A 17,951-nucleotide genomic window follows, 5' to 3' on the forward strand; every position below is an offset into this window, starting at 1 on the left:
GGCGAGGGGAGCGGTTGCGGTGAAGGCGCTCGTCGTACGCCCGGACGGGTTCTGCAGTGTGCTGCTGGCCGGACCGGCCGTCCGCGCCGTCGCCACCCGGGCCGCCCACGTCACGGTGATGTGCGAACCCGACGGCGCGCCCGCCGCCCGGCTGCTGCCCCACGTCGACGACGTCCTCGCATGGGACGCGCCCTGGGAGCCGCCGGGACCGGACCGGACGGACGGCGAGGGCTCCCTGCGGGTCCTGCGCGAGGCCTGCTACGACGTGGCGCTCGTCCTCGCAGCGCAGGGGCGCAGTCCGCTGCCCACCGCGCGGCTGCTGCGGATGGCACGGGTGCGCCGGATCGGTGCGGACGGCGACGACGGCCTCCTCGATGTCGGCCACCGACGCCTGCCGGGCCAGGACGAGGCCGCGGCGGCCCTCGACACGGCCGCCGCGATGGGCTTCCTGCCCAGGGCGGGCGACGACGGACGGCTGCGCGTGATCCCGCCGCCCGACACCACGGGCCTCACGGGCAACGGCCCCTACGTCGTCGTACACCCAGGGGCCGACGCGTGGACCCCGGACCGCTGTTCCGAGGCCGTTGCCGAGCTCGCCGATGCCGGCCATCGCGTCGTCGTCACCGGCGGACCGGAGGAGACCGCCCTGACCCGGTACGTCAGCGGCGCCACGGCGGTCGACCTCGGCGGCCGCACCGACCCGCGACGGCTCACCGGTGTCCTGCACGCCGCCGATGCCGTCGTCGCCGGCGCCCCGGGCGCGGCCCACCTCGCCGCGGCCACCGGCACTCCCGTCGTCTCGCTCGTCCCGCTGGCCTGCCTCCGCGGCGTGCCCGGCATCGTGCTCGGGCAGGACGACACCACGGCCCGGGACGTGGCGAGCGCCGTGCGCAAACTCCTCGCGGAGAGCGCGTGAAGGCCGACACTCCCGTTCCGGAGGAGCCCATGCCCGACGCCGCCGCCCCCCGCGTCACGGTCGCGATGATCACCCGCAACCGCTGCCGGAGCGTGCTCCGAACCCTCGACCGGCTGGCCGCCCTCCCCGAGCGGCCACCGGTCGTCGTCGTGGACAACGGCTCCACCGACGCGACGGTGGCCGCGGTACGGGCCCATCCGGTGGGGGCACGTGTCCTCGCGGTCGGCCGCAACACCGGTGCCCTGGGCCGCAACCTCGCTGTCCGCCACGCCACCACCCCGTACGTCGCCTTCAGCGACGACGACTCCTGGTGGGCACCCGGCGCCCTGGACACCGCCGCCGACGTGCTCGACGCCCACCCGCGCCTGGGGCTGCTGGCCGCGCGCACCCTGGTCGGCCCGGACGCCGTGGAGGACCCGCTGAACTCCGTGCTCGCGGACTCGCCGCTGCCGTCCGACCCCGATCTGCCCGGCCGCCCCGTCCTCGGCTTCCTCGGGTGCGCGGCCGTGGTCCGGCGCAGCGCCTTCCTCGACGCCGGGGGCTATCACCGGGTGCTGTTCTTCGGTGGTGAGGAGACACTGCTCGCCTACGACCTGGCAGCCCGCGGCTGGGGCGTCTGCCATGTCCCCGAGGTGATCGCCCTGCACCACCCCGAGCCCGGCGGGCGGCCCGGCCGGTCCGCGGTCGTGCGGCGCAACACCCTGCTCACCGCCTGGCTCCGGCGGCCAGTGCCGGTGGCCCTGCGGCACACCGGCCACCTCCTCGCCGCCGCGGCCAGGGGCGAGCCGGAGGCCGCGGCGGTCCTGCGCGGCACGCTCGTCCGGCTCCCCGCGGCCCTCCGGGACCGCGAACGGCTCCCCGACCCGGTCGAGCATGCGGCCCGGCTGCTGGACGGGGAGAGCGGCGGAGAGGGGGGACGACGTGGGTCGAGCTGACACGACGTACGGCGACGGGCCGGGACCTGACCCTCGTACGACCGTCGTCGTGATCACCCGCGACCGGCGCGCCGAGCTGCTGCGCACCCTGCGCATCCTGCGGGAGCTGCCCGAGCGGCCCGGGGTCGTCGTCACCGACAACGGGTCCCGCGACGGCACCGCCGAGGCCGTCGCGCAGCACTTTCCGGAAGTGCTCCTGCTGCGCCCGGGCCGGAACCTGGGGGCGGTCGGCCGCAATCTCGCGGTGCGGCAGGTACGGACGCCGTACGTGGCGTTCTGCGACGACGACACCTGGTGGGAGCCGGGTTCTCTGCGGCGGGCCGCGGACCTGCTCGACGCGCATCCCGCGCTCGCGGCCGTCACGGCCCGGATCGTCGTCGAGCCGTCCGGGGAGGAGGACCCCGTGGTCGCCGAGCTGCGCGACTCGCCCCTGGCGGGCCCCGACTGGCTGCCCGGCCCCGCCCTGGGTTCGTTCCTTGCCGCCGCGACCGTATTGCGGGCCGACGCGTTCCGGGCCGTCGGCGGCTTCCACCCCGGGCTCTGGATCGGCGGGGAGGAGGAACTCCTCGCCACCGACCTGCTGCGCCTCGGGTACTGGCTGAGTTACGTGCCGGAACTGACCATCCATCACGCCGCGTCACCGGTCCGCGACAGCACCGGCCGACGGATCCTCGGCCTGCGCAACACCCTGTGGTTCACCTGGCTGCGCCGGCCCTGGCCGTCGGCCCTGCGCCGCACCTGGTACCTGCTGCGCACCGTGCCGCGCGACCGGGCGTCCGCACGTGCCTTCGCGCGTGCGGCGGCAGGGCTCCCCTGGGTGCTCAGACAGCGCGATCCGGTCCCGGCCGACCTCGAGGCCCGGCTGGCCGCCCTGGAACGGGCGCGGCGCACTTCTCCCGCCCGCAGGTACGTCGGCTGAACACGAGGACGGCGGCCGGGCTCGAAGCGCCGGCCGCCGCATCCGTGAGGTTGATCACTCCTTGCCGAACACGGCCTTGCTCACCTCGGCGGGGTTCTGGAACTCCTTCTTGCCGAGGTGCGAGATCCGCTCGGTGACCTCCTTGGGCGCGTGATTCTTCTTGGCGACCTTCGCCAGCTGGTCCCGGTCGGCCGGGTACTCCGCGCCGGACAGGGCTTTCTGCAGATCAGGGGGGCTGATACCAGCCATGACGCCTCCACGTCGGTGAGAGGTACGGGGGCTTCCCCCACACCTCCGGGTGCCCCTTGTCCCGCGCCGGATAACGCCGGACGACACGGTCCTCCGGCGGGGTCGCCGGGGAGGTTGTGAGCAAGTGCACAGGATGCGGCAAATCCCGGTGTGCTTCTGCGACTTGGTGCCTTTCGACCGCCTCGCCCGAGGGTGTGCGACGTGACTCGGAAGTCCCGTCTGCCACGATGAGCGACGCCGTGCTCCGGTGTCCCGGCAGATGTGCCGAGGACGGGCTTTCCAGCAGCGCGGCGGCCCGAAAGATCCGGGCGGAGTGACCGCGCAGCGCAGCCGGTGTTCCGAGCTCCCGCGGATTGCCGATTCCCGACCCGAGTCCCCCGGGACCCCTCTCACCGAGAACTCCTGTGTCTTCCACTCCTGCCCCTTCCGTGCCTCCTGCCCCTTCCGTGCCTCCTGCCGCCTCCGCGCCGGACGCCGCCGCGCCGTCCACGGGTGAGTCCCGCTCGCCATGGCGGTCCCTGAAGCACCGCAGCATGCGCTGGTGGTCGCTGGCGAACTTCGTGTCCAACGCCGGTACGTGGATGCAGCTCACGGTGCAGAACCTGCTGGTGCTGCAGATCACCGGATCGGCTGCCGCCACGGGCCTGTCCGTGTCCGTGCAGGCCGCCCCCGCCCTGCTCGTGAGCCTCGCGGGCGGTGCGGCCGTCGACCGCTGGCCCCGGAAGCTGACGGCCATGGTCAGCCAGGCCCTCCTCGGTGTCGTCGCCCTCGTCACGGCCCTCCTCGTGGCGAGGGACCGGCTCGACCTGACGGTCCTGCTGGTCCTGGCCGCCGTCACCGGCACCATCGCCACCGTCGACGGACCGGCCTGCGCCCTGCTCGGCAACGACCTGGTCCCGACGGCGGACGTCCCCTCCGCGATCGGCGTGGGCTCCCTGGTGCACAGCGCCGGCCGGCTCGCCGGCACCGCGCTCGCCGGCGTGACGGTGGGTTTCCTCGGCACATCCGCCGCCTACGCCGCCAACGGCGCGTCCTTCCTCTTCGTCGCCTCGGTCATCCCCTTCCTGCGCCCCGCCGCCGGGGCCGTCCCACAGGACGTGCACAGCACGCCCGCCATTCCCGCCCAGCGGGGCTCCAGGAAGTCCGGTCACGACATGACCGTGCGGCAGGGCCTTGCCTACTTCCTGCGCCGCCCCCGGCTGGTCGCGCTCGCGGGCGTCACCGGGATCAGCGCGGTCTTCGGCCGGAACTACGGACTCACCCTGGCCGTCCTCGTCACCGGCCCGCTCGCCGGCGGCGCCGGGGCATTCGGCACGGTCTCCACCGTCCTCGCCGTGGGCGGCATCCTCGGCGCGGTGCTCGGGGCCAGGCTGCGGCGGCCGTCCGTGCGGCTCGTGGGCACCCTGGCCGCCGTGGGCGCCCTGCTCCAGGCCGTGGCGGGACTGTCGCCGTCGCTCGCCGTCCTGCTGGTGCTGGTCCTGCCCATGGCCGTCGTGGAGTCCGTCTCCGACACGGCCGGGACCACCGTCCTCCAGACCGATCCGCCCGCCCACATGCGGGGTCGCGTGCTGGGCGTGTGGGGCAGCATCAGCACCGGATGGGGCCTGGCCGGGCCGCCCGCGCTGGGGCTTCTCATGGAGCTTGCGGGTGCCCGTGGCGCGCTGGTGACCGGTGGGCTGATCATCGCCGGCGCGATCGGAGCGGGCTTCTTCCTGCGGGAGCGGCGCAGTACGACGCCGGTGCCGCTGCGGACCGGCGAGCGCGGCGGGGCAGCTCAGCCGGAGCTGGGCACGGCTGCTTGAGGGCGCGGGGCCGGGGTCGGCGCGGGTCCTGGGGTGGTGATCGTCCCAGCGCCCCGGATCCGCCGGGCAGGGCATCGGGGTCACCCGGGCGCGGCTCCGGATCCGGCGCTGGGGGGTTCGGCGCCGGCGGGCGGCTCGCCCTGGGCGGTCTCGGCGCGCCACCTGCTCGGCGGCCGGAGGTCCGCATCGGCTCAGCGGCGGACACGTCCGACAGTTGGGGGCCGACCGGTGTCCGCCGCGCCGCATTCCTCGCGCCCCACGTCCTGGCCCGGCTCCAGCAGTTCCCGTACCGCCTCGACGACCTCGTCGACGCCGATTCTCAGCAGGCGTTCGTCCGGCAGGCGGCCGTGGGCGTCGCCGGGGCGGGGCGAGTCGTCGTCGCCCGGGTGCCACAGCACCCGGTGCCGCGCGTCGGGTGGCGGTCCCCAGAGGCGAGGGGCGACCGGGCCGAACAGGACGACCGAGCAGGTGCCGAGCGCCGTGGCCAGGTGGGCCGGCCCGGTGTCGCCGGCCACCACGCAGCGGGCCCGCGCGACGAGCGCGGCCAGCCGGTCGAACGGCACGTCACCGGCACCGCCCAGGACCGCGCTCGGCGGCAGACCGGCCTCCGCCGCCACGAACCGGGCCAGCGCACCCTCACCCGCGCCCGCGGTCACCACGACGTCGTGACCCGACCGGCACAGTTCCCGGGCCACGGCCGCGAACCGTTCCCTCGGCCAGCAGCGGGCGGGTGCGTCGGCCCCAGGGTGCACGAGGACCGCGCCGGGTGCGGGAGAGAGTGCCGTGGGCGCCGGGATCCGCAGGTCGGCGGGGTCCGCCGGGATGCCGTACCAGCGCAGCAGCCGGCACCAGCGGTCCCGCTCGTGTTCGTCCTCCCGCCAGGCGGGGCCGGCGATGTCGGGTGTTTCGGGGTGCGCGTAGGCGAACAGCCGGTGCGGACGCAGCCGCTGCAACAGCCGGTGGCTAGGCGGGCCGTTGCCGTGCAGGTCCACGGCGAGGTCGGGTGCCGGTCCGTCCCACGGCAGTGCGGCAGGTACCGCCCGTCCGGCGGCGGACGCGGGCAGCAGCCGGTCCACCAGGCCGGTCGCGGCGACTGCCCCGGACAGTCGATCGGGGGCGGCCAGCACGAGCTCGTGGCCGGGCAGGTGCCGCCGTAGCGCCCTCAGGGCGGGAATCGCAGTCAGCAGGTCACCGAGGCCGAGCGCCCGCAGCACCAGCGCCCGGGGCCGGGGCCGGGCCGCCGTGCCGCCGTCACCGGCCCTCACGGCGCGGGCGGCGGCACGGCGGCCTCCGCGGCACGGCGGGCCAGCAGCGTCGTGGACCGCCCGTCCAGGTACGGCAGGACGACCGCCTGGCCGCCCCACGCGCGCAGGACCTCCGCCTCCGGCAGGTCCTGGACGCAGTAGTCGCCACCCTTCACCCACACGTCGGGCCGCAGCCGGGTGAGCAGTTCCTCCGGGGTGTCCTCGTCGAAGACCGCGACGGCGTCGACGCTGCCGAGGGCCTCGAGGACGCGGACGCGGTCCGCCACCGGGTTGAGCGGGCGCCCCGGGCCCTTGAGCCGGGCGACGGAGGCGTCCGAGTTGAGGCAGACGACGAGGCAGTCGCCGATGCCCCGGGCGCTGTCCAGCAGACCGACATGGCCGGCGTGCAGCAGATCGAAGCAGCCGCCGGTGGCCACCACCGTGCCCCCGCGCGCCCGGACCTGCTCGGCGAGTGCGAACGCGTCGGTCCCGGGCGCGCCGGCCGCGTCGGCCGGGGGCGCCGTCCGCCACAGCGCCGGGTTCCCGGCACCGCCCTCCGCCACGAACGCGGCGGCTTCCGCGACGGCCCGCTGCAGGGCCTCCTCCGGGAGCGCGCCGTCCGCCAGGGCACCGGCGGTGGAGGCGGCGAAGCAGTCGCCCGCACCGCACGGATCACCGACGGCCCGGTACGGCGCCGGGATCAGCATCGGTGTCCCGCCCCCGGGCCGGGCCAGCAGCACCCCCCGCTCCCCGAGCGTCACGGCGACACCCGCGGCCTGCCAGCGGTCCGCGAGCCGCGCCCCGCGCTCGGCGTGCGCCCGCAGCGAGTCGCCCTCGTCGGGGCACAGGCTGCGCGCCTCGGCGGCGTTCGGCGTGACGAGCCGGGCTCCCGGGACAGGGGCGTCGCCCTTGGGGTGCGGGTCCCACACCAGCGGAGTGCGGGGGACGACGGCCGCCAGATGCTCCCGCACGGCGCTCGCCGTGTGCCGCCCGTAGTCGGCGACGAGCACGGCGTGGGCCTGCGCCAACGCGTCCCGCACGGCCCCGTCGGGCTCGCCGGGCGTACCCCCGCCCCGGTCGATCCGCACCAGCGGGCGGCCGCCGGCCAGTACCCGGGTCTTCACCGGCAGGCTGCCCGTCAGCGGGATCTCCACCAGCCGGACCCGGCCGCTCAGTTCACGGCGTACGGCCTCGCTGGCGGAGTCGTCGCCGAGCGCGGTCACCAGGACCACTTCACGCCCGCCCCGGGCCGCCAACGCGGCGGCCAGCCCCGCACCTCCGGGGTGACGCCGGTCGCGGGCGACGTCGACGACGGGCGCCGGGGCGTCCGGGGACAGCCGCGTGGCGACGCCCTCGATGTCCTCGTCGAGCAGCACGTCCCCGACGACGACCAGCGGCTTCAGCCCCGTCACGACGCCCTCCTGCGGTCCGCGACCGCGCGGGGCGCGGAGGGGCGCCTGGCCGACGCGGCCCGGGGGGCGAGTGCCGCGTCGAAGGCCTCGCACAGCAGGTGTACGGCGACCAGGTGGGCCTCCTGGACGGTCGCCGTGCTGTCGGCCGCGACGCACAGCGTCTCGTCGGCGGCCTCGGCCAGCGGGTTGGGCTGCGGCCCGGTCATGGCCCACACGCGCAGCCCGGCCGACCGGCCGGTCACGGCCGCGCTGATCAGGTTGGCGCTGCGGCCCGAGGTGGACAGCAGGACCAGGACGTCCCCGCGGCGGCCGTGGGCGGCCACCTGGCGCGCGTACACCTGGTCGAATCCGTAGTCGTTGCCCAGGGCGGTCAGGCTGGAGGTCTCCGCGTGCAGGGAGATGGCCGAGTAGGCGGGGCGCTCGCGGCGGTACCTGCCGACGAGCTCGGCGGTCAGATGCTGGGCCTGGGCGGCGCTTCCGCCGTTGCCGGCGGCCAGGAGCCGGCCGCCGGCGGGCAGCACCGCGGCGAGCCGGCCGCCCCATTCCGCGATCCGGGCGAGGCCGTCGCGGCGCAGCCGGACGAGCGCCTGCTCGAGGGACCGGCAGTGCACATGGGCGGCTTCGAGGGCAGGTGACGCAGGGAATTCGCTCATGCTGGCCGGGCGTACCGCGTCGCGTTGGACGGCGGCCGGACCCGCACCTCCTTCGGGCGTCGGTGCTCCGGGATCGGTCGGAGAGCTGTCGGGAGCCGGGTGCGTCACCCGGGCCCGGCGGACGAGGGGGTGATGGCAAAGGAGTTGTCACACCACCCCCGTCACGGCCTGCTGGGCGTCCAGGACGGCGCAGTACGCCGCCTCCGTCTCGGCCGCGACGCGTCCCCAGCCGTACCGGCGCAGGACGCGACGGCGCCCGGCCGCGCCGCACGCCTCCCGTGCCTCGGGACGGGCGAGGAGATCGGCAACGGACCGGGCGAGGGCCTCGGGATCGCGGGGCGGCACCAGACGTCCGGTGCCGGGGTCCGCGATGGTGTCCAGATGGCCGCCCACCGCGCTCGCCACGACCGGCCTGCCGCAGGCCATCGCCTCCAGCGGGACGATGCCGAACGGTTCGTAGTACGCCGGGCACAGCACCACGTCGGCGCCCCGCAGCAGCGCGGGCACCTGTCGGCTGGGCACCCCGCCGGTGAAGTGGACCCGGTCGGCGACCCCCGCCCGACGGGCGATGGCGCGCAGTCGGCGCACCTCCGGGTCGTCATCGAGCCGGTCCCCGGGCGGGCCGCCGACCACCACGAGTTCCGTGTCGGGCAGCCGGGCCAGCGCGGCGATGGAGACCGCGGCGCCCTTGCGCGGGACCAGCCGTCCGAGCTGGAGCAGCCGGTAGCGGTGGGTGCGGCGCTTCGCGGCCGGGCCCCGGGGGGTGAACAGGTCGGTGTCGACCCCGCACGGCACGATGCTCACCCTGTCGGAGGGGATGCCCATCCTGGACAGCTCCACGACCTCGTCCCGGCAGGTGGCGATCACCCGGTCGCAGCCCAGGCCCACATCCGTCTCATGGGCGATCCGCTGCGGCGGACTGGTGTCCGCCAGCTGCTGGTGGCGTCGCTTCACCGTGCCGAGCGCGTGGTAGGTGTGCAGCAGGGGCAGGCCCAGCGGGCCCACCGCCCGCAGTGCGGCGAGGCCCGACATCCAGAAGTGCGAGTGCACGAGGTCGGGCGGCCGGCCCCGCCAGACCCGGGTCAGATGGCGGGCGAAGTCCCCCATGTGGGGCAGCAGTTCGTCCTTCGGTATCGGCTCCGCCGGTCCGGCGGGCACGTGGTGCACCTCGACCCCCTCGCGCAGGACGACCCGGTCGGGCAGGTCGGGGTCGTCGCGCCGGGTGTGCACGGTGACCCGGTGTCCGCGGTCGGCGAGCGCGCTCGCCAGGCAGGCGACGTGGACGTTCTGCCCTCCGGCGTCCACCCCGCCCAGCGCGGCCAGCGGGCTCGCGTGCTCGGAGACCAGCGCGATCGCCAGGGAACCGGGGCCGTCGCCGTCATGGGTGTGCAGCAGGGATCCCGTCCACGAGGTCATGCGCCCACCTCCGTCAGCACACGCTCCCAGTCGTCCAGGAAGCGTTTGAGCCCGTACCGTCCGAGAGCCGCTTGGCGTGCCCGGGCGCCGTCCTCGGCCGCGGCCCGAGGCTCCTCGAGATAGCGCCGGGCGGCCCGGGCGAGCACCTCGGGCCGGGTCGACAGCGTGCCCGCACCCGGTGGGACCGCCTCGACCGCCTCCGTGGTGGCGAGCGCCACCACCGGCATGCCCAGATGCATCGCCTCCAGCAGCGACAGGCCGAGGGACGTCCAGCGCACCGGATGCAGATACAGTCGGCGCTCGGCCATGGCCGCGTGCAGTTCGCTCTGCGGAAGGTCGGCCGAGCGGCATCGTTGCTCGGGCACGCCGAGGTGCTCGGCGAGGCCCTCGGTGCGCATGCCGAAGACGTCCAGCGGCGCCGCCTCGGACAGGGCGGGCAGCAGATCCGTGCCGGTGTACCGGCCGCGCCGCACCGGGTCGTTGACGACGACGGCGGCACGCGCGAGCCGACCGGTGTACTGGTGCCCCGGGTCGACGATGCCGTGCTCGATCACCTCGGTGCGGGTGGTGCCGCAGTCCCAGAACAGGCGGTTGAAGTGGGTGACATGAACCAGCGTCAGGTCGTCCCGGTCGGCGAAGGGGTGCCGGGCGTCGGGCACGTTGCCGTCCGGCGCGTTGTGCTCCAGGTACACGGCGGGCAGTTCACGCCCGGGTCGGCGACCGCCCAGCCATCGCTCGGCCAATTCCCTTTCGTGCGGGCGCTGGAGGACGACCAGGTCCACCTCCGCCTCCCGCAGTTCCTCGGGGGTCACCTCCCGCACCGACGCGGGCCAGGCGAACGTGCGGGCCCGGCCGAGTCCGTCCGCGTCGCGGCCAGGGGTCACAGGAACGAGGTAGGTGTGCGGTCCCTGGACGAACGCCGTCGTCCAAGAGCCGTGCACATGCCACAACAGAATGTTCATCTGGTCGCTCCTCGTTCCGTTTCGGCGGTGCCGCCGAGTTCGTGGGGGGCGGGCGGCTCAGGAGGCAGACCCGCAACCGGATCCGTCCGATTCGACTTCCTTGTCTGCTTGAAGTTATTCATCCCGACTGGTCGGTTCTCGCAGAGCGCGGCGACCGCGGCCAGCACCTCCGCGTCGCCGATCCCGTCCAGACACGGATGTCCCGGCGTGGGACAGCGCCGGGCCCTGCTCCCCGCGCAGGCGGCCTCCTGTTCCCCGAGCAGCACGTGCGGGACGCCGTACGGCCGCCAGCGCTCGGCCGGCACGACCGGGGCGAACAGGGAGACGACCGGTGTCCCGACCGCGGCCGCGAGATGCGCCGGGCCGGTGTTGCCGACGACGGCCACGCGCGCCCCGGCCAGGACCCCGGCCAGCTGGCGCAGATCGGTGCGCCCGCCGAGGTCGACGGCGTGCCGGCCGGCGACCCGCGCGGTCAGCTCCAGCTCGCCGGGGCCGCCGGTGACGACGACCCGGAACCCCGCGGCGGACAGCGCGGCCGCGGCCCGGGTCGCCCGCTCGGGGCTCCACGCCCGCGCGGGCACGGCGGCGCCGGGGTGGAGTACCACGTAGGGCTCGGAGCCGGTGAGCGGCGTGGTGTCCGGCGGGGTCGTGACGCGCAGGGCACCGTCGTCGCCGTGCGGCAGCGCGAACCCGGCGTCCCGGGCCAGGTCAAGGGCCGCCTGGGCCTCGTGCCGGTGCTGCTGCCGGTGGTGCCGCAGGTCGAGGAGGGCGCCCGGGTAGTCCTCGCTGTCGGCCGCCGTCCAGCCGACCCCCGCCAGCTTCAGCAGCAGGGCCGCCGGCAGCGGGCTCTGGTGGTACGACACGAGGATCAGCGCACGGTCGAAACGGCGGGCCGACAGTGCCTGGAGCAGCTCCCGGGTCGCCGGCCGCGAGACCGGCGCCGGCTCCACGCCCACCCAGGGCGCCTCGTGCACCAGCACCTCGTCCACGCCCGGCAGCAGCTCACCCGCGCCGATGCCCTGCGGCCCGCACAGCAGCGCCGTGTACGAGGACCCGGCGGCCACCGCGCGGACGGCAGGGCCGGCCAGCAGGACGTCGCCTGCGCTGTCCAGGCGCACGACCAGGGAGCGGGGGAGGCTTCGGGAGCCGGCCGTCATGGCTCTCCCGCCACCAGGTCGGGCGCCGGGTCGAGCGCGAGACGAACCGCCGTGAGCAGGTCGGGGGCCGTGGCCTCGGCGCGTTCGGTTTCCTCCGGGAGGGTCGCGGAGGTGGGCACCAGGACGCCTCGGGCCCCCGCGGCGCGGGCGGCGGCCACGTCGGCCTCCACGTCACCGATGACGACGGTGCGTTCCACCGGGACACCGAGCCGCGCGCACGCGGCCAGCACCAGGCCCGGCGCGGGTTTGCGGCAGCCGCAGCCGTCGTCCGGTCCGTGCGGGCACACCGCCCACACCCCGAACGGGCCGAGCAGCTCGTCGACCCGATGCCGTACGGCTGCCACCTGACGGTAGGTCAGCAGCCCGCGCGCCACGCCGGATTGATTGCTCACCACCCCGATCGGAACGCCCCCCGCGCGCACGGCGTCGGCGGCCTCCCGCGCCGTCGGCATCGGCTCGACCCGCGCCGGGTCGCCGTTGTACGGCACGTCGACGACCAGCGTGCCGTCGCGGTCGAACAGGACCGCCGACGGATAGCCGTCCGTCGGCCGCACGGCATCGGGTGGCCCGTCGAACAGCCACGGCGCGGAGTTCGGGTGCGTCATGAGCGCACCCGTTCACGATCAGGCCGCCGGGCAGGCGGCGGCTCACCGGAGCCGTGCACGACGGCCGGCGGCGTCCCCCGGTGGAGCACCTGCCCCCGCAGCCAGTGCCAGACGGCGGCGGGTGGGATGGCCACGCTGGTCAGTGCCATGGTGACGATCTCGTCCCGGGTCCTGGGTCCCGGCACGATCCGCGCCAGCACGAACTCCGTCGTCCCGGCCAGCCAGGCCGCCGCGCAGGCCCTGGCCGCCCGGGGCCTGCCCAGAACCGCACAGGCGAGGGCCGTCACCCCCGCTCCGGTCACCGCCAGATGCCGGGGCAGCCGCCCGCGGGGCGCTCCGGCGCGGCCCCACCACGTGCGGCCGTGCAGCCGCGTCATCAGGACGTCATCCGCGTTGCCCGCCTGGAGACGTAGGGAGACCCAGCGGTCGGCGGGACGCACCGGGTGGGTTGTGCGGCGGTCCCCGGCGGACACGGTCCACCCGGCGGCGAGCACCCGCAGGGCGAGGTCCGCGTCCTCCCGGAAGGCCCGCCGGAACCGTTCGTCGAATCCGCCGACCGCCTCCAGCGCTGCCCGGCGGTACACCATGTCGGCCGTGATCCAGCGGGCGGTGGCGAGCCCGGCGGTGTTGCGTTCCCAGTCCGTGGGCCGGCGGTCCGGTGGGAGAGGGACGTCGATACGGGCGGTGATCGCGCCCGTACGGAGTGTCGCCGCGGCCAGGTCCAGGGCGAGATCCTCGCCCCAGGCGGGGCCGGGCACCACGTCGTCGTCGAGGAAGGCGATCCAGGGCACATGCCCGGCCGCCCGCCACCCCGCGTTGCGCGCGGCGGCCGGACCCCGCGCCCGGCCCCGGACGACCGTGACGAGCGACCGCAGCGCCTGGGGGACGTCGACGGACAGCGGCGCGCGCGAGGGGTCCGGGCGATCGTCGACGAGGACCACCCGCACCGGCGGCGGTCCGCCGGCCCGGGCCAGCGCGCGCAGACAGGCGTCCAGGCTGGGGCGGCCGAGCGTCGGGATCACCACCGCGTACTCGGTGTGCGCCCGCTGGGCTGCGTACTGCGCCATCACGCCCTCCCGTCGCCGGCCGCGTGGAAGAAGTCACCGCGCCGGACCGCGTAGGGGCCGATGGCGAGCAGGTCGACGGGCGAGGAGCCGAAGCACTCCAGCGCGTCGCGCGGATCGTCCACCATGGGCCGGCCCGCCGTGTTCAGGCTGGTGTTGACCACCACCGGCAACCCGGTGAGCCGCTCGAACGCCGTGAGCATGCGGGCGACCAGCGGCTCCTGTTCCCGGTCCACGGTCTGGATGCGGGCCGTGCCGTCGACGTGCACGACAGCCGGGATGCGGTCCCGCCAGGCCTCGGCCACATCGTGGACGAACAGCATGTACGGGCTGGGCAGCGGACCGTCGAAGATCTCGGCGGCGCGGTCGGCCAGCACCATGGGCGCCACCGGCCGGAACTGCTCACGGCCCTTGACGTCGTTGAGCCGTTCGAGATTGCCCGCGTGCCCGGGGTGGGCCAGCAGCGAGCGGTGGCCGAGAGCCCGGGGGCCGTACTCGGAGCGGCCCTGGAACCAGGCGACGATCCCATTGTCCGCGAGGGCCTCGGCCACGGTCGTCGCGATGTCCGCGGGCCGCTCGAACGGTACGGCCGCCGTCTTCAGCCACGCGCCGAGCTCCGCGTCCGACCAGTCCCTGCCCAGGTCGGCGCCCCGCATGGGCTCCGGCGCGTCCCCCGCGCCCGCGGCCAGCAGCAGCGCGCCGCCCAGCGCCGTGCCGGCGTCCCCGGCCGCGGGTTGCACCCACACCTGGGAGAAGGGCCCCTCGCGTGCGATACGGGAGTTGGCGACGCAGTTGAGTGCGACACCCCCGGCGAGTGTGAGCATGCCGTGGTGCGTCCGTCCGTGCAGCCAGCGCACCAGGTCGAGCAGCGTCTCCTCCAGGACGGCCTGCGCGGACGCGGCGACGTCCGCGTGGTCCTGCGTCCAGGGCTCGTCGGAGGCCCTCGGGGGGCAGAACTCGTGCCAGGGGACGCCGGTGGCGTGGAACCCGCCGTCGCCCGTCGGGTACACGTGGCGCCGCAGTTCGGGCAGCATCCGCGGAGTGCCGTGCGAGGCGAGGGCCATCACCTTGAACTCGTCGGAGGAGCGCAGGAAGCCGAGATGGTCGGTGAGCTCCTCGTAGACCAGGCCCAGGGAATGGGGGAGTTCCTGCGCGTGCAGTGCTTCCAGCCGCTGCCCGACCCGGCGCGCGGCCAGATGCGAGGCACGCTCCCCTCGCCCGTCCAGGACCAGGACGGACGAGTCGCCCGCGTCGGGGGCGGCGAAGGCGCTGGATGCGGCGTGCGCCATGTGGTGCGGCACGAAGTGCACCCTTTCGCGGTCGAGGCCCGGCAGCGCGGACGCGAGGAAGCCGGGTGCCTCGCGGGCGTAGGTCTGCCGCAGGTGGTCCCAGGGATCGTCCAGGCCCATGGACTCGGCCGGCCGAGCGAGCTGCGGGTCGTAGGAATAGGCGACCGCGTCGAGGTCCTGCGGGCGCATACCGGCCCGGCCCAGACACCACGCGGCGGCCTTCTCCGGCAGCTCCCAGGCGGAGAAGGGAACCGGCCGCTTGCCGTGCTTGCGCCGGGAGAACCGCTCCTCCTCGGCAGCCGCGACGATACGGCCGTCGACCACCAGGGCGGCGGCGGGGTCGTGGAAGAGGGCGTTGATTCCGAGGATGCGCATAGGGGGTCCTGGTCTTCGCGAGGTGGGGTGAGCCGGGCGGGCGGCCGGGGCGGAGCGCTCGTGGCGGGCCGACGACGGCGGTCAGGGGTCCGTGGGCCTGCCGTCCACCGCGAGCCGGTCGCTGCCGGCGGCGGTACGGAACCAGTCGATCGTGCGGCGCAGGCCTTCCTCGGCGGCCACCTCGGGCTCCCAGCCGAGCTTGTCGCGGGCCAGCGTGATGTCCGGACAGCGCACCGCCGGGTCGTCCGTCGGGCGTTCGACGAAGCGGATCTCCGACCTGGATCCGGTCAGTTCGATGACCAGGCGGGCGAGATCGAGCATGGTGATCTCGGTCGGATTGCCGATGTTGACCGGGCCGCGCATGCCGTGCCCGGCGGCCGCGAGAACGCCCCGGACGGTGTCGTCGACGTAGCACAGCGACCGGGTCTGGCGTCCGTCGCCGGTGACCGTGAGGGGTTCACCGTCCAGTGCCTGGCGGACGAAGGTCGGTACGGCGCGGCCGTCGTGGCCGCGCATCCGGGGGCCGTAGGTGTTGAACAGCCGCACGATGCAGGTGTCGGTGCCCTCGGCCTCGGCGTGCGCGGTGGTGAGCGCCTCACCGAACCGTTTGGCCTCGTCGTACACGCTCCGGGGCCCGACCGGGTTCACATGGCCCCAGTAGCGCTCGTCCTGGGGGTTCTGCTGCGGGTCGCCGTAGACCTCGGACGTCGACGCGAGCACGAAACGGGCGCCACTGCGGTGCGCCAGCTCCAGGGCGTTGCGGGTACCGAGGCTGCCGGTCTCCATGGTGTGCAGGGGCAGCCGCAGATAGTCCGCGGGGGACGCGGGGGACGCGAAGTGCAGGAGGAGATCGGGCGGCCGGTCGATCGGGAGCCGCTCGGCGACATCGGCGTGCACCAGCGTGAATCCGGGCCGGTCCAGTAAGGGCGCCACGTTCTCGGGCCTGCCGGTGGAGAAGTCGTCCACGCAGGTGACCGCCGCGCCCGAGTCCAGCAGGGCGGCGCACAGGTGCGAGCCGACGAAGCCCGCGCCGCCGGTGACGACGGCGTGCTCCCAGTCGCGGGAAGAAGTGGTGCTCATTCAGGTCTCCTCTGCACGGGGCCACTGCATCCACGGCATGGCGTACGCCCGTCGCCGATCCGGGGACCTTCTGGTTCCGCCCCGGCGCCGGCGCCCGGTCGCACACGCCGCAGAGGTCGTCGGGTACCCACATCAGCCTCATCCGCCCCGGCGCCGGCGGCTCGGTGGTGTACGGCAATCGAGTGAGCGACGGAGAGTGAGCACCCGCGGCCCGGGCGGGCGGGCCGTCCGAGCAGTGGACATGCGACGCCGGTTTCCCCGCCGGCTGCCGCTCAATCGCGGCGCCGCCCGCGCCGCCGCCTCATGTCACTGCGATGGTGCCGACCGCGGTCCCATGGAAGGATGAGCGTAGGAGTGGGCCGCCGGGCGAAGATCCCGCGGTGGCGCAGCTCGCTGCCGGCGCCGACGGCCCCCCGCCTGCTTCCCTGTCCGCTGCCGCCGGAAAGCACCGCAGCGAGGGGGTTTCTCCCGAGTTGTGGCGGCAACTCGGGCCCGAGCCCGCGGCAGCGACCCACCAGAGTCCGACCGCTTCCCCGCCGCGCCCGCAGAGCTGTCCCGGACCGACGCCCTGCTCTTCAGCTCCACGGAACAGGAGTTCCGGATGACCACCACCACACAGCGTCCGCGGCCCGGGGGACCGGCCCCGCACATCGGCCTGCTCGGCTCGTACGGCGGCTTCAACCTGGGCGACGAGGCCATCCTGACCTGCGTCATGAGCTGCCTGCGCAGCCACCGCCCGCACGCCCGGCTCGTCGTCTTCAGCCGGAACGCCGAGCACACCCGCGCCCACCAGCCGACCGCCGACCGGGTGGTGGACTGGGAAGGCGTCCCGCAGAAACAGGTCCTCGACGTCCTGTCCGGCCTGGACGTGCTGGTGCTCGGCGGCGGCGGCATCCTCTACGACGGCGAGGCCCGCCGTTACCTGCGGCTGGTGCGGGCGGCCCAGACCCGCGGTGTGCGCACCTTCGCCTACGCCGTCGGCGCGGGCCCGCTGCGCGAGGCGGACGACCGGGAGGCGGTGCGCGCCGTGCTGCCGGTGATGGACGAGGTCGTGGTGCGGGACGAGGAATCACGGCTCGTACTGGAGGAGGCCGGGCTCGAACGCGATCTCACGGTCACCGCCGACCCGGCGCTGCTGCTGCCGCCCGAGCCCTTCACCGAGCAGATGATGCGGCAGGAGGGCATCCCCGCAGCGACCCGGCTGGTGGGGATGTCGGTGCGCGAACCGGGCCGGGCGGCGGAGAAACTCGACGAGAGCGACTACCACGCGCTCCTCGCCGACGTCGCCGACTTCCTCGTACGGCGGCTGGACGCCCATGTGGTCTTCGTCCCGATGGAACGGCAGGACGTGCACCACGCCCACGGCGTCCTGTCCCGGATGACCGCACCGGACCGGGGGCGGATCCTGCACAGCATCTACAGTCCCGGCCAGGTCCTCGGCTTCATGAGCCACCTCGACCTCGTGGTCGGCATGCGACTGCACTTCGTGATCTTCGCCGCGCTCGCCGGACTGCCCGTGCTGCCGTTGCCCTACTCCGGCAAGGTCTTCGACTTCGCCCGGCGTATGGGCGCACCGGCCCTGGTCGGGGTGGCGCGCGAGCAGGCCGGGCTGCTGCTGGCCGAAGTCGATCGGCTCTGGGACGAGTTCCCGCAGCGGCGCGCCGATCTCGACGCCCGGATTCAGCAGCTGCGGGCCCTCGCCCGGGAGACCTGCGTCCGGTGCGGCGCGGTGCTCGACGCCCTGGACCACGAGACCGGTGACCGGGCCGGTCCCGAACAGCCCGGGCTGCATCTGCTCCGGCCGGGCACCGGAACCGCGACCTGAGGGACCGCAGCCCGGGCGAGACCGCCCCGCCGCCCTCGGAGAAACCAC

Annotated in this window: 16 protein-coding genes; 5 read left to right on the top strand and 11 right to left on the bottom strand. The window is 75.2% G+C overall.

Annotated elements, in window-relative coordinates:
• Nucleotides 1–19: 19 nt before the first annotated feature.
• From ACKTSN_RS41070 to ACKTSN_RS41080, 3 genes are read left to right on the top strand one after another with little or no spacing between them, the layout of a single operon-like run.
• Nucleotides 20–916, top strand: coding sequence for a glycosyltransferase family 9 protein (locus ACKTSN_RS41070; protein WP_409473706.1), 897 nt, complete (start codon nt 20–22; stop codon nt 914–916).
• Nucleotides 917–945: 29 nt separating this feature from the next.
• Entirely contained in the window at nt 946–1,851 is a 906-nt protein-coding gene (locus ACKTSN_RS41075; protein ID WP_409475045.1) for a glycosyltransferase family 2 protein, read from the top strand.
• Nucleotides 1,838–2,770, top strand: a complete 933-nt coding sequence (locus ACKTSN_RS41080; RefSeq protein ID WP_409473707.1) for a glycosyltransferase family 2 protein — start codon at nt 1,838–1,840, stop codon at nt 2,768–2,770. Before ACKTSN_RS41075 ends, ACKTSN_RS41080 begins: the two co-directional genes overlap by 14 nt.
• Nucleotides 2,771–2,824: 54 nt before the next feature.
• Here the strand turns inward: ACKTSN_RS41080 and ACKTSN_RS41085 are convergent, their stop codons facing one another.
• Nucleotides 2,825–3,019: a DUF2795 domain-containing protein gene (locus ACKTSN_RS41085; RefSeq protein ID WP_224733218.1), complete on the bottom strand. Its 195-nt coding sequence runs from the start codon at nt 3,017–3,019 to the stop codon at nt 2,825–2,827.
• Nucleotides 3,020–3,552: 533 nt separating this feature from the next.
• Here ACKTSN_RS41085 and ACKTSN_RS41090 point away from each other — a divergent pair.
• Nucleotides 3,553–4,821, top strand: coding sequence for an MFS transporter (locus tag ACKTSN_RS41090; RefSeq protein WP_409475046.1), 1,269 nt, complete (start codon nt 3,553–3,555; stop codon nt 4,819–4,821).
• A 191-nt stretch (nt 4,822–5,012) separates the two neighbouring features.
• Here the strand turns inward: ACKTSN_RS41090 and ACKTSN_RS41095 are convergent, their stop codons facing one another.
• The 10 genes from ACKTSN_RS41095 to ACKTSN_RS41140 form a co-directional block, all read right to left on the bottom strand.
• Nucleotides 5,013–6,086, bottom strand: coding sequence for a glycosyltransferase family 9 protein (locus tag ACKTSN_RS41095; RefSeq protein ID WP_409473708.1), 1,074 nt, complete (start codon nt 6,084–6,086; stop codon nt 5,013–5,015).
• A complete protein-coding gene (rfaE2, locus tag ACKTSN_RS41100; protein WP_409473709.1) occupies nt 6,083–7,477 on the bottom strand; it encodes a D-glycero-beta-D-manno-heptose 1-phosphate adenylyltransferase in 1,395 nt (464 codons plus the stop codon). The genes ACKTSN_RS41095 and rfaE2 overlap by 4 nt, the downstream gene beginning before the upstream one ends.
• Nucleotides 7,474–8,130 carry a D-sedoheptulose-7-phosphate isomerase gene (locus ACKTSN_RS41105; protein WP_409473710.1) on the bottom strand — a complete coding sequence of 219 codons (657 nt, stop codon included), beginning with the start codon at nt 8,128–8,130 and terminating at the stop codon, nt 7,474–7,476. Before ACKTSN_RS41105 ends, rfaE2 begins: the two co-directional genes overlap by 4 nt.
• Nucleotides 8,131–8,277: 147 nt before the next feature.
• Entirely contained in the window at nt 8,278–9,546 is a 1,269-nt protein-coding gene (locus tag ACKTSN_RS41110) for a glycosyltransferase (RefSeq protein ID WP_409473711.1), read from the bottom strand.
• Nucleotides 9,543–10,508 (bottom strand): glycosyltransferase, encoded by a 966-nt coding sequence (locus ACKTSN_RS41115; protein ID WP_409473712.1) that lies wholly within the window; start codon nt 10,506–10,508, stop codon nt 9,543–9,545. The genes ACKTSN_RS41110 and ACKTSN_RS41115 overlap by 4 nt, the downstream gene beginning before the upstream one ends.
• On the bottom strand, nt 10,505–11,665 hold the full coding sequence (locus ACKTSN_RS41120) for a glycosyltransferase family 9 protein (RefSeq protein WP_409473713.1): 1,161 nt from the start codon (nt 11,663–11,665) through the stop codon (nt 10,505–10,507). The genes ACKTSN_RS41115 and ACKTSN_RS41120 overlap by 4 nt, the downstream gene beginning before the upstream one ends.
• Nucleotides 11,662–12,270, bottom strand: coding sequence for a D-glycero-alpha-D-manno-heptose-1,7-bisphosphate 7-phosphatase (locus ACKTSN_RS41125; RefSeq protein WP_409473714.1), 609 nt, complete (start codon nt 12,268–12,270; stop codon nt 11,662–11,664). Before ACKTSN_RS41125 ends, ACKTSN_RS41120 begins: the two co-directional genes overlap by 4 nt.
• The gene (locus tag ACKTSN_RS41130; RefSeq protein ID WP_409473715.1) at nt 12,267–13,337 is read right to left on the bottom strand and encodes a glycosyltransferase family 2 protein; all 1,071 of its coding nucleotides are present in this window, start codon (nt 13,335–13,337) and stop codon (nt 12,267–12,269) included. Before ACKTSN_RS41130 ends, ACKTSN_RS41125 begins: the two co-directional genes overlap by 4 nt.
• Nucleotides 13,337–14,998, bottom strand: a complete 1,662-nt coding sequence (locus ACKTSN_RS41135; RefSeq protein WP_409473716.1) for a carbamoyltransferase family protein — start codon at nt 14,996–14,998, stop codon at nt 13,337–13,339. The genes ACKTSN_RS41130 and ACKTSN_RS41135 overlap by 1 nt, the downstream gene beginning before the upstream one ends.
• 81 nt (nt 14,999–15,079) lie before the next feature.
• Nucleotides 15,080–16,078 carry an NAD-dependent epimerase/dehydratase family protein gene (locus ACKTSN_RS41140; protein WP_409473717.1) on the bottom strand — a complete coding sequence of 333 codons (999 nt, stop codon included), beginning with the start codon at nt 16,076–16,078 and terminating at the stop codon, nt 15,080–15,082.
• 601 nt (nt 16,079–16,679) lie between these two features.
• Between ACKTSN_RS41140 and ACKTSN_RS41145 the strand changes: the two genes are divergently transcribed.
• Nucleotides 16,680–17,903, top strand: a complete 1,224-nt coding sequence (locus tag ACKTSN_RS41145; RefSeq protein WP_409473718.1) for a polysaccharide pyruvyl transferase family protein — start codon at nt 16,680–16,682, stop codon at nt 17,901–17,903.
• The last annotated feature ends 48 nt before the right edge of the window (nt 17,904–17,951 follow it).

It is taken from the genome of Streptomyces flavusporus (genome assembly GCF_046267975.1).
In the GTDB taxonomy this organism is placed as follows: Bacteria; Actinomycetota; Actinomycetes; order Streptomycetales; family Streptomycetaceae; genus Streptomyces; species Streptomyces flavusporus.

Excerpts from the sequence above, each read along its gene's own strand:
- ACKTSN_RS41120 (WP_409473713.1), bottom strand. The coding sequence starts at position 11,665 with ATGACGGCCGGCTCCCGAAGCCTCCCCCGCTCCCTGGTCGTGCGCCTG.
- ACKTSN_RS41135 (WP_409473716.1), bottom strand. The coding sequence starts at position 14,998 with ATGCGCATCCTCGGAATCAACGCCCTCTTCCACGACCCCGCCGCCGCC.
- ACKTSN_RS41085 (WP_224733218.1), bottom strand. The coding sequence starts at position 3,019 with ATGGCTGGTATCAGCCCCCCTGATCTGCAGAAAGCCCTGTCCGGCGCG.
- ACKTSN_RS41090 (WP_409475046.1), top strand. The coding sequence starts at position 3,553 with ATGCGCTGGTGGTCGCTGGCGAACTTCGTGTCCAACGCCGGTACGTGG.
- ACKTSN_RS41140 (WP_409473717.1), bottom strand. The coding sequence starts at position 16,078 with ATGAGCACCACTTCTTCCCGCGACTGGGAGCACGCCGTCGTCACCGGC.
- ACKTSN_RS41145 (WP_409473718.1), top strand. The coding sequence starts at position 16,680 with ATGACCACCACCACACAGCGTCCGCGGCCCGGGGGACCGGCCCCGCAC.
- ACKTSN_RS41130 (WP_409473715.1), bottom strand. The coding sequence starts at position 13,337 with ATGGCGCAGTACGCAGCCCAGCGGGCGCACACCGAGTACGCGGTGGTG.
- ACKTSN_RS41075 (WP_409475045.1), top strand. The coding sequence starts at position 946 with ATGCCCGACGCCGCCGCCCCCCGCGTCACGGTCGCGATGATCACCCGC.
- ACKTSN_RS41110 (WP_409473711.1), bottom strand. The coding sequence starts at position 9,546 with ATGACCTCGTGGACGGGATCCCTGCTGCACACCCATGACGGCGACGGC.
- ACKTSN_RS41105 (WP_409473710.1), bottom strand. The coding sequence starts at position 8,130 with ATGAGCGAATTCCCTGCGTCACCTGCCCTCGAAGCCGCCCATGTGCAC.
- ACKTSN_RS41125 (WP_409473714.1), bottom strand. The coding sequence starts at position 12,270 with ATGACGCACCCGAACTCCGCGCCGTGGCTGTTCGACGGGCCACCCGAT.
- ACKTSN_RS41115 (WP_409473712.1), bottom strand. The coding sequence starts at position 10,508 with ATGAACATTCTGTTGTGGCATGTGCACGGCTCTTGGACGACGGCGTTC.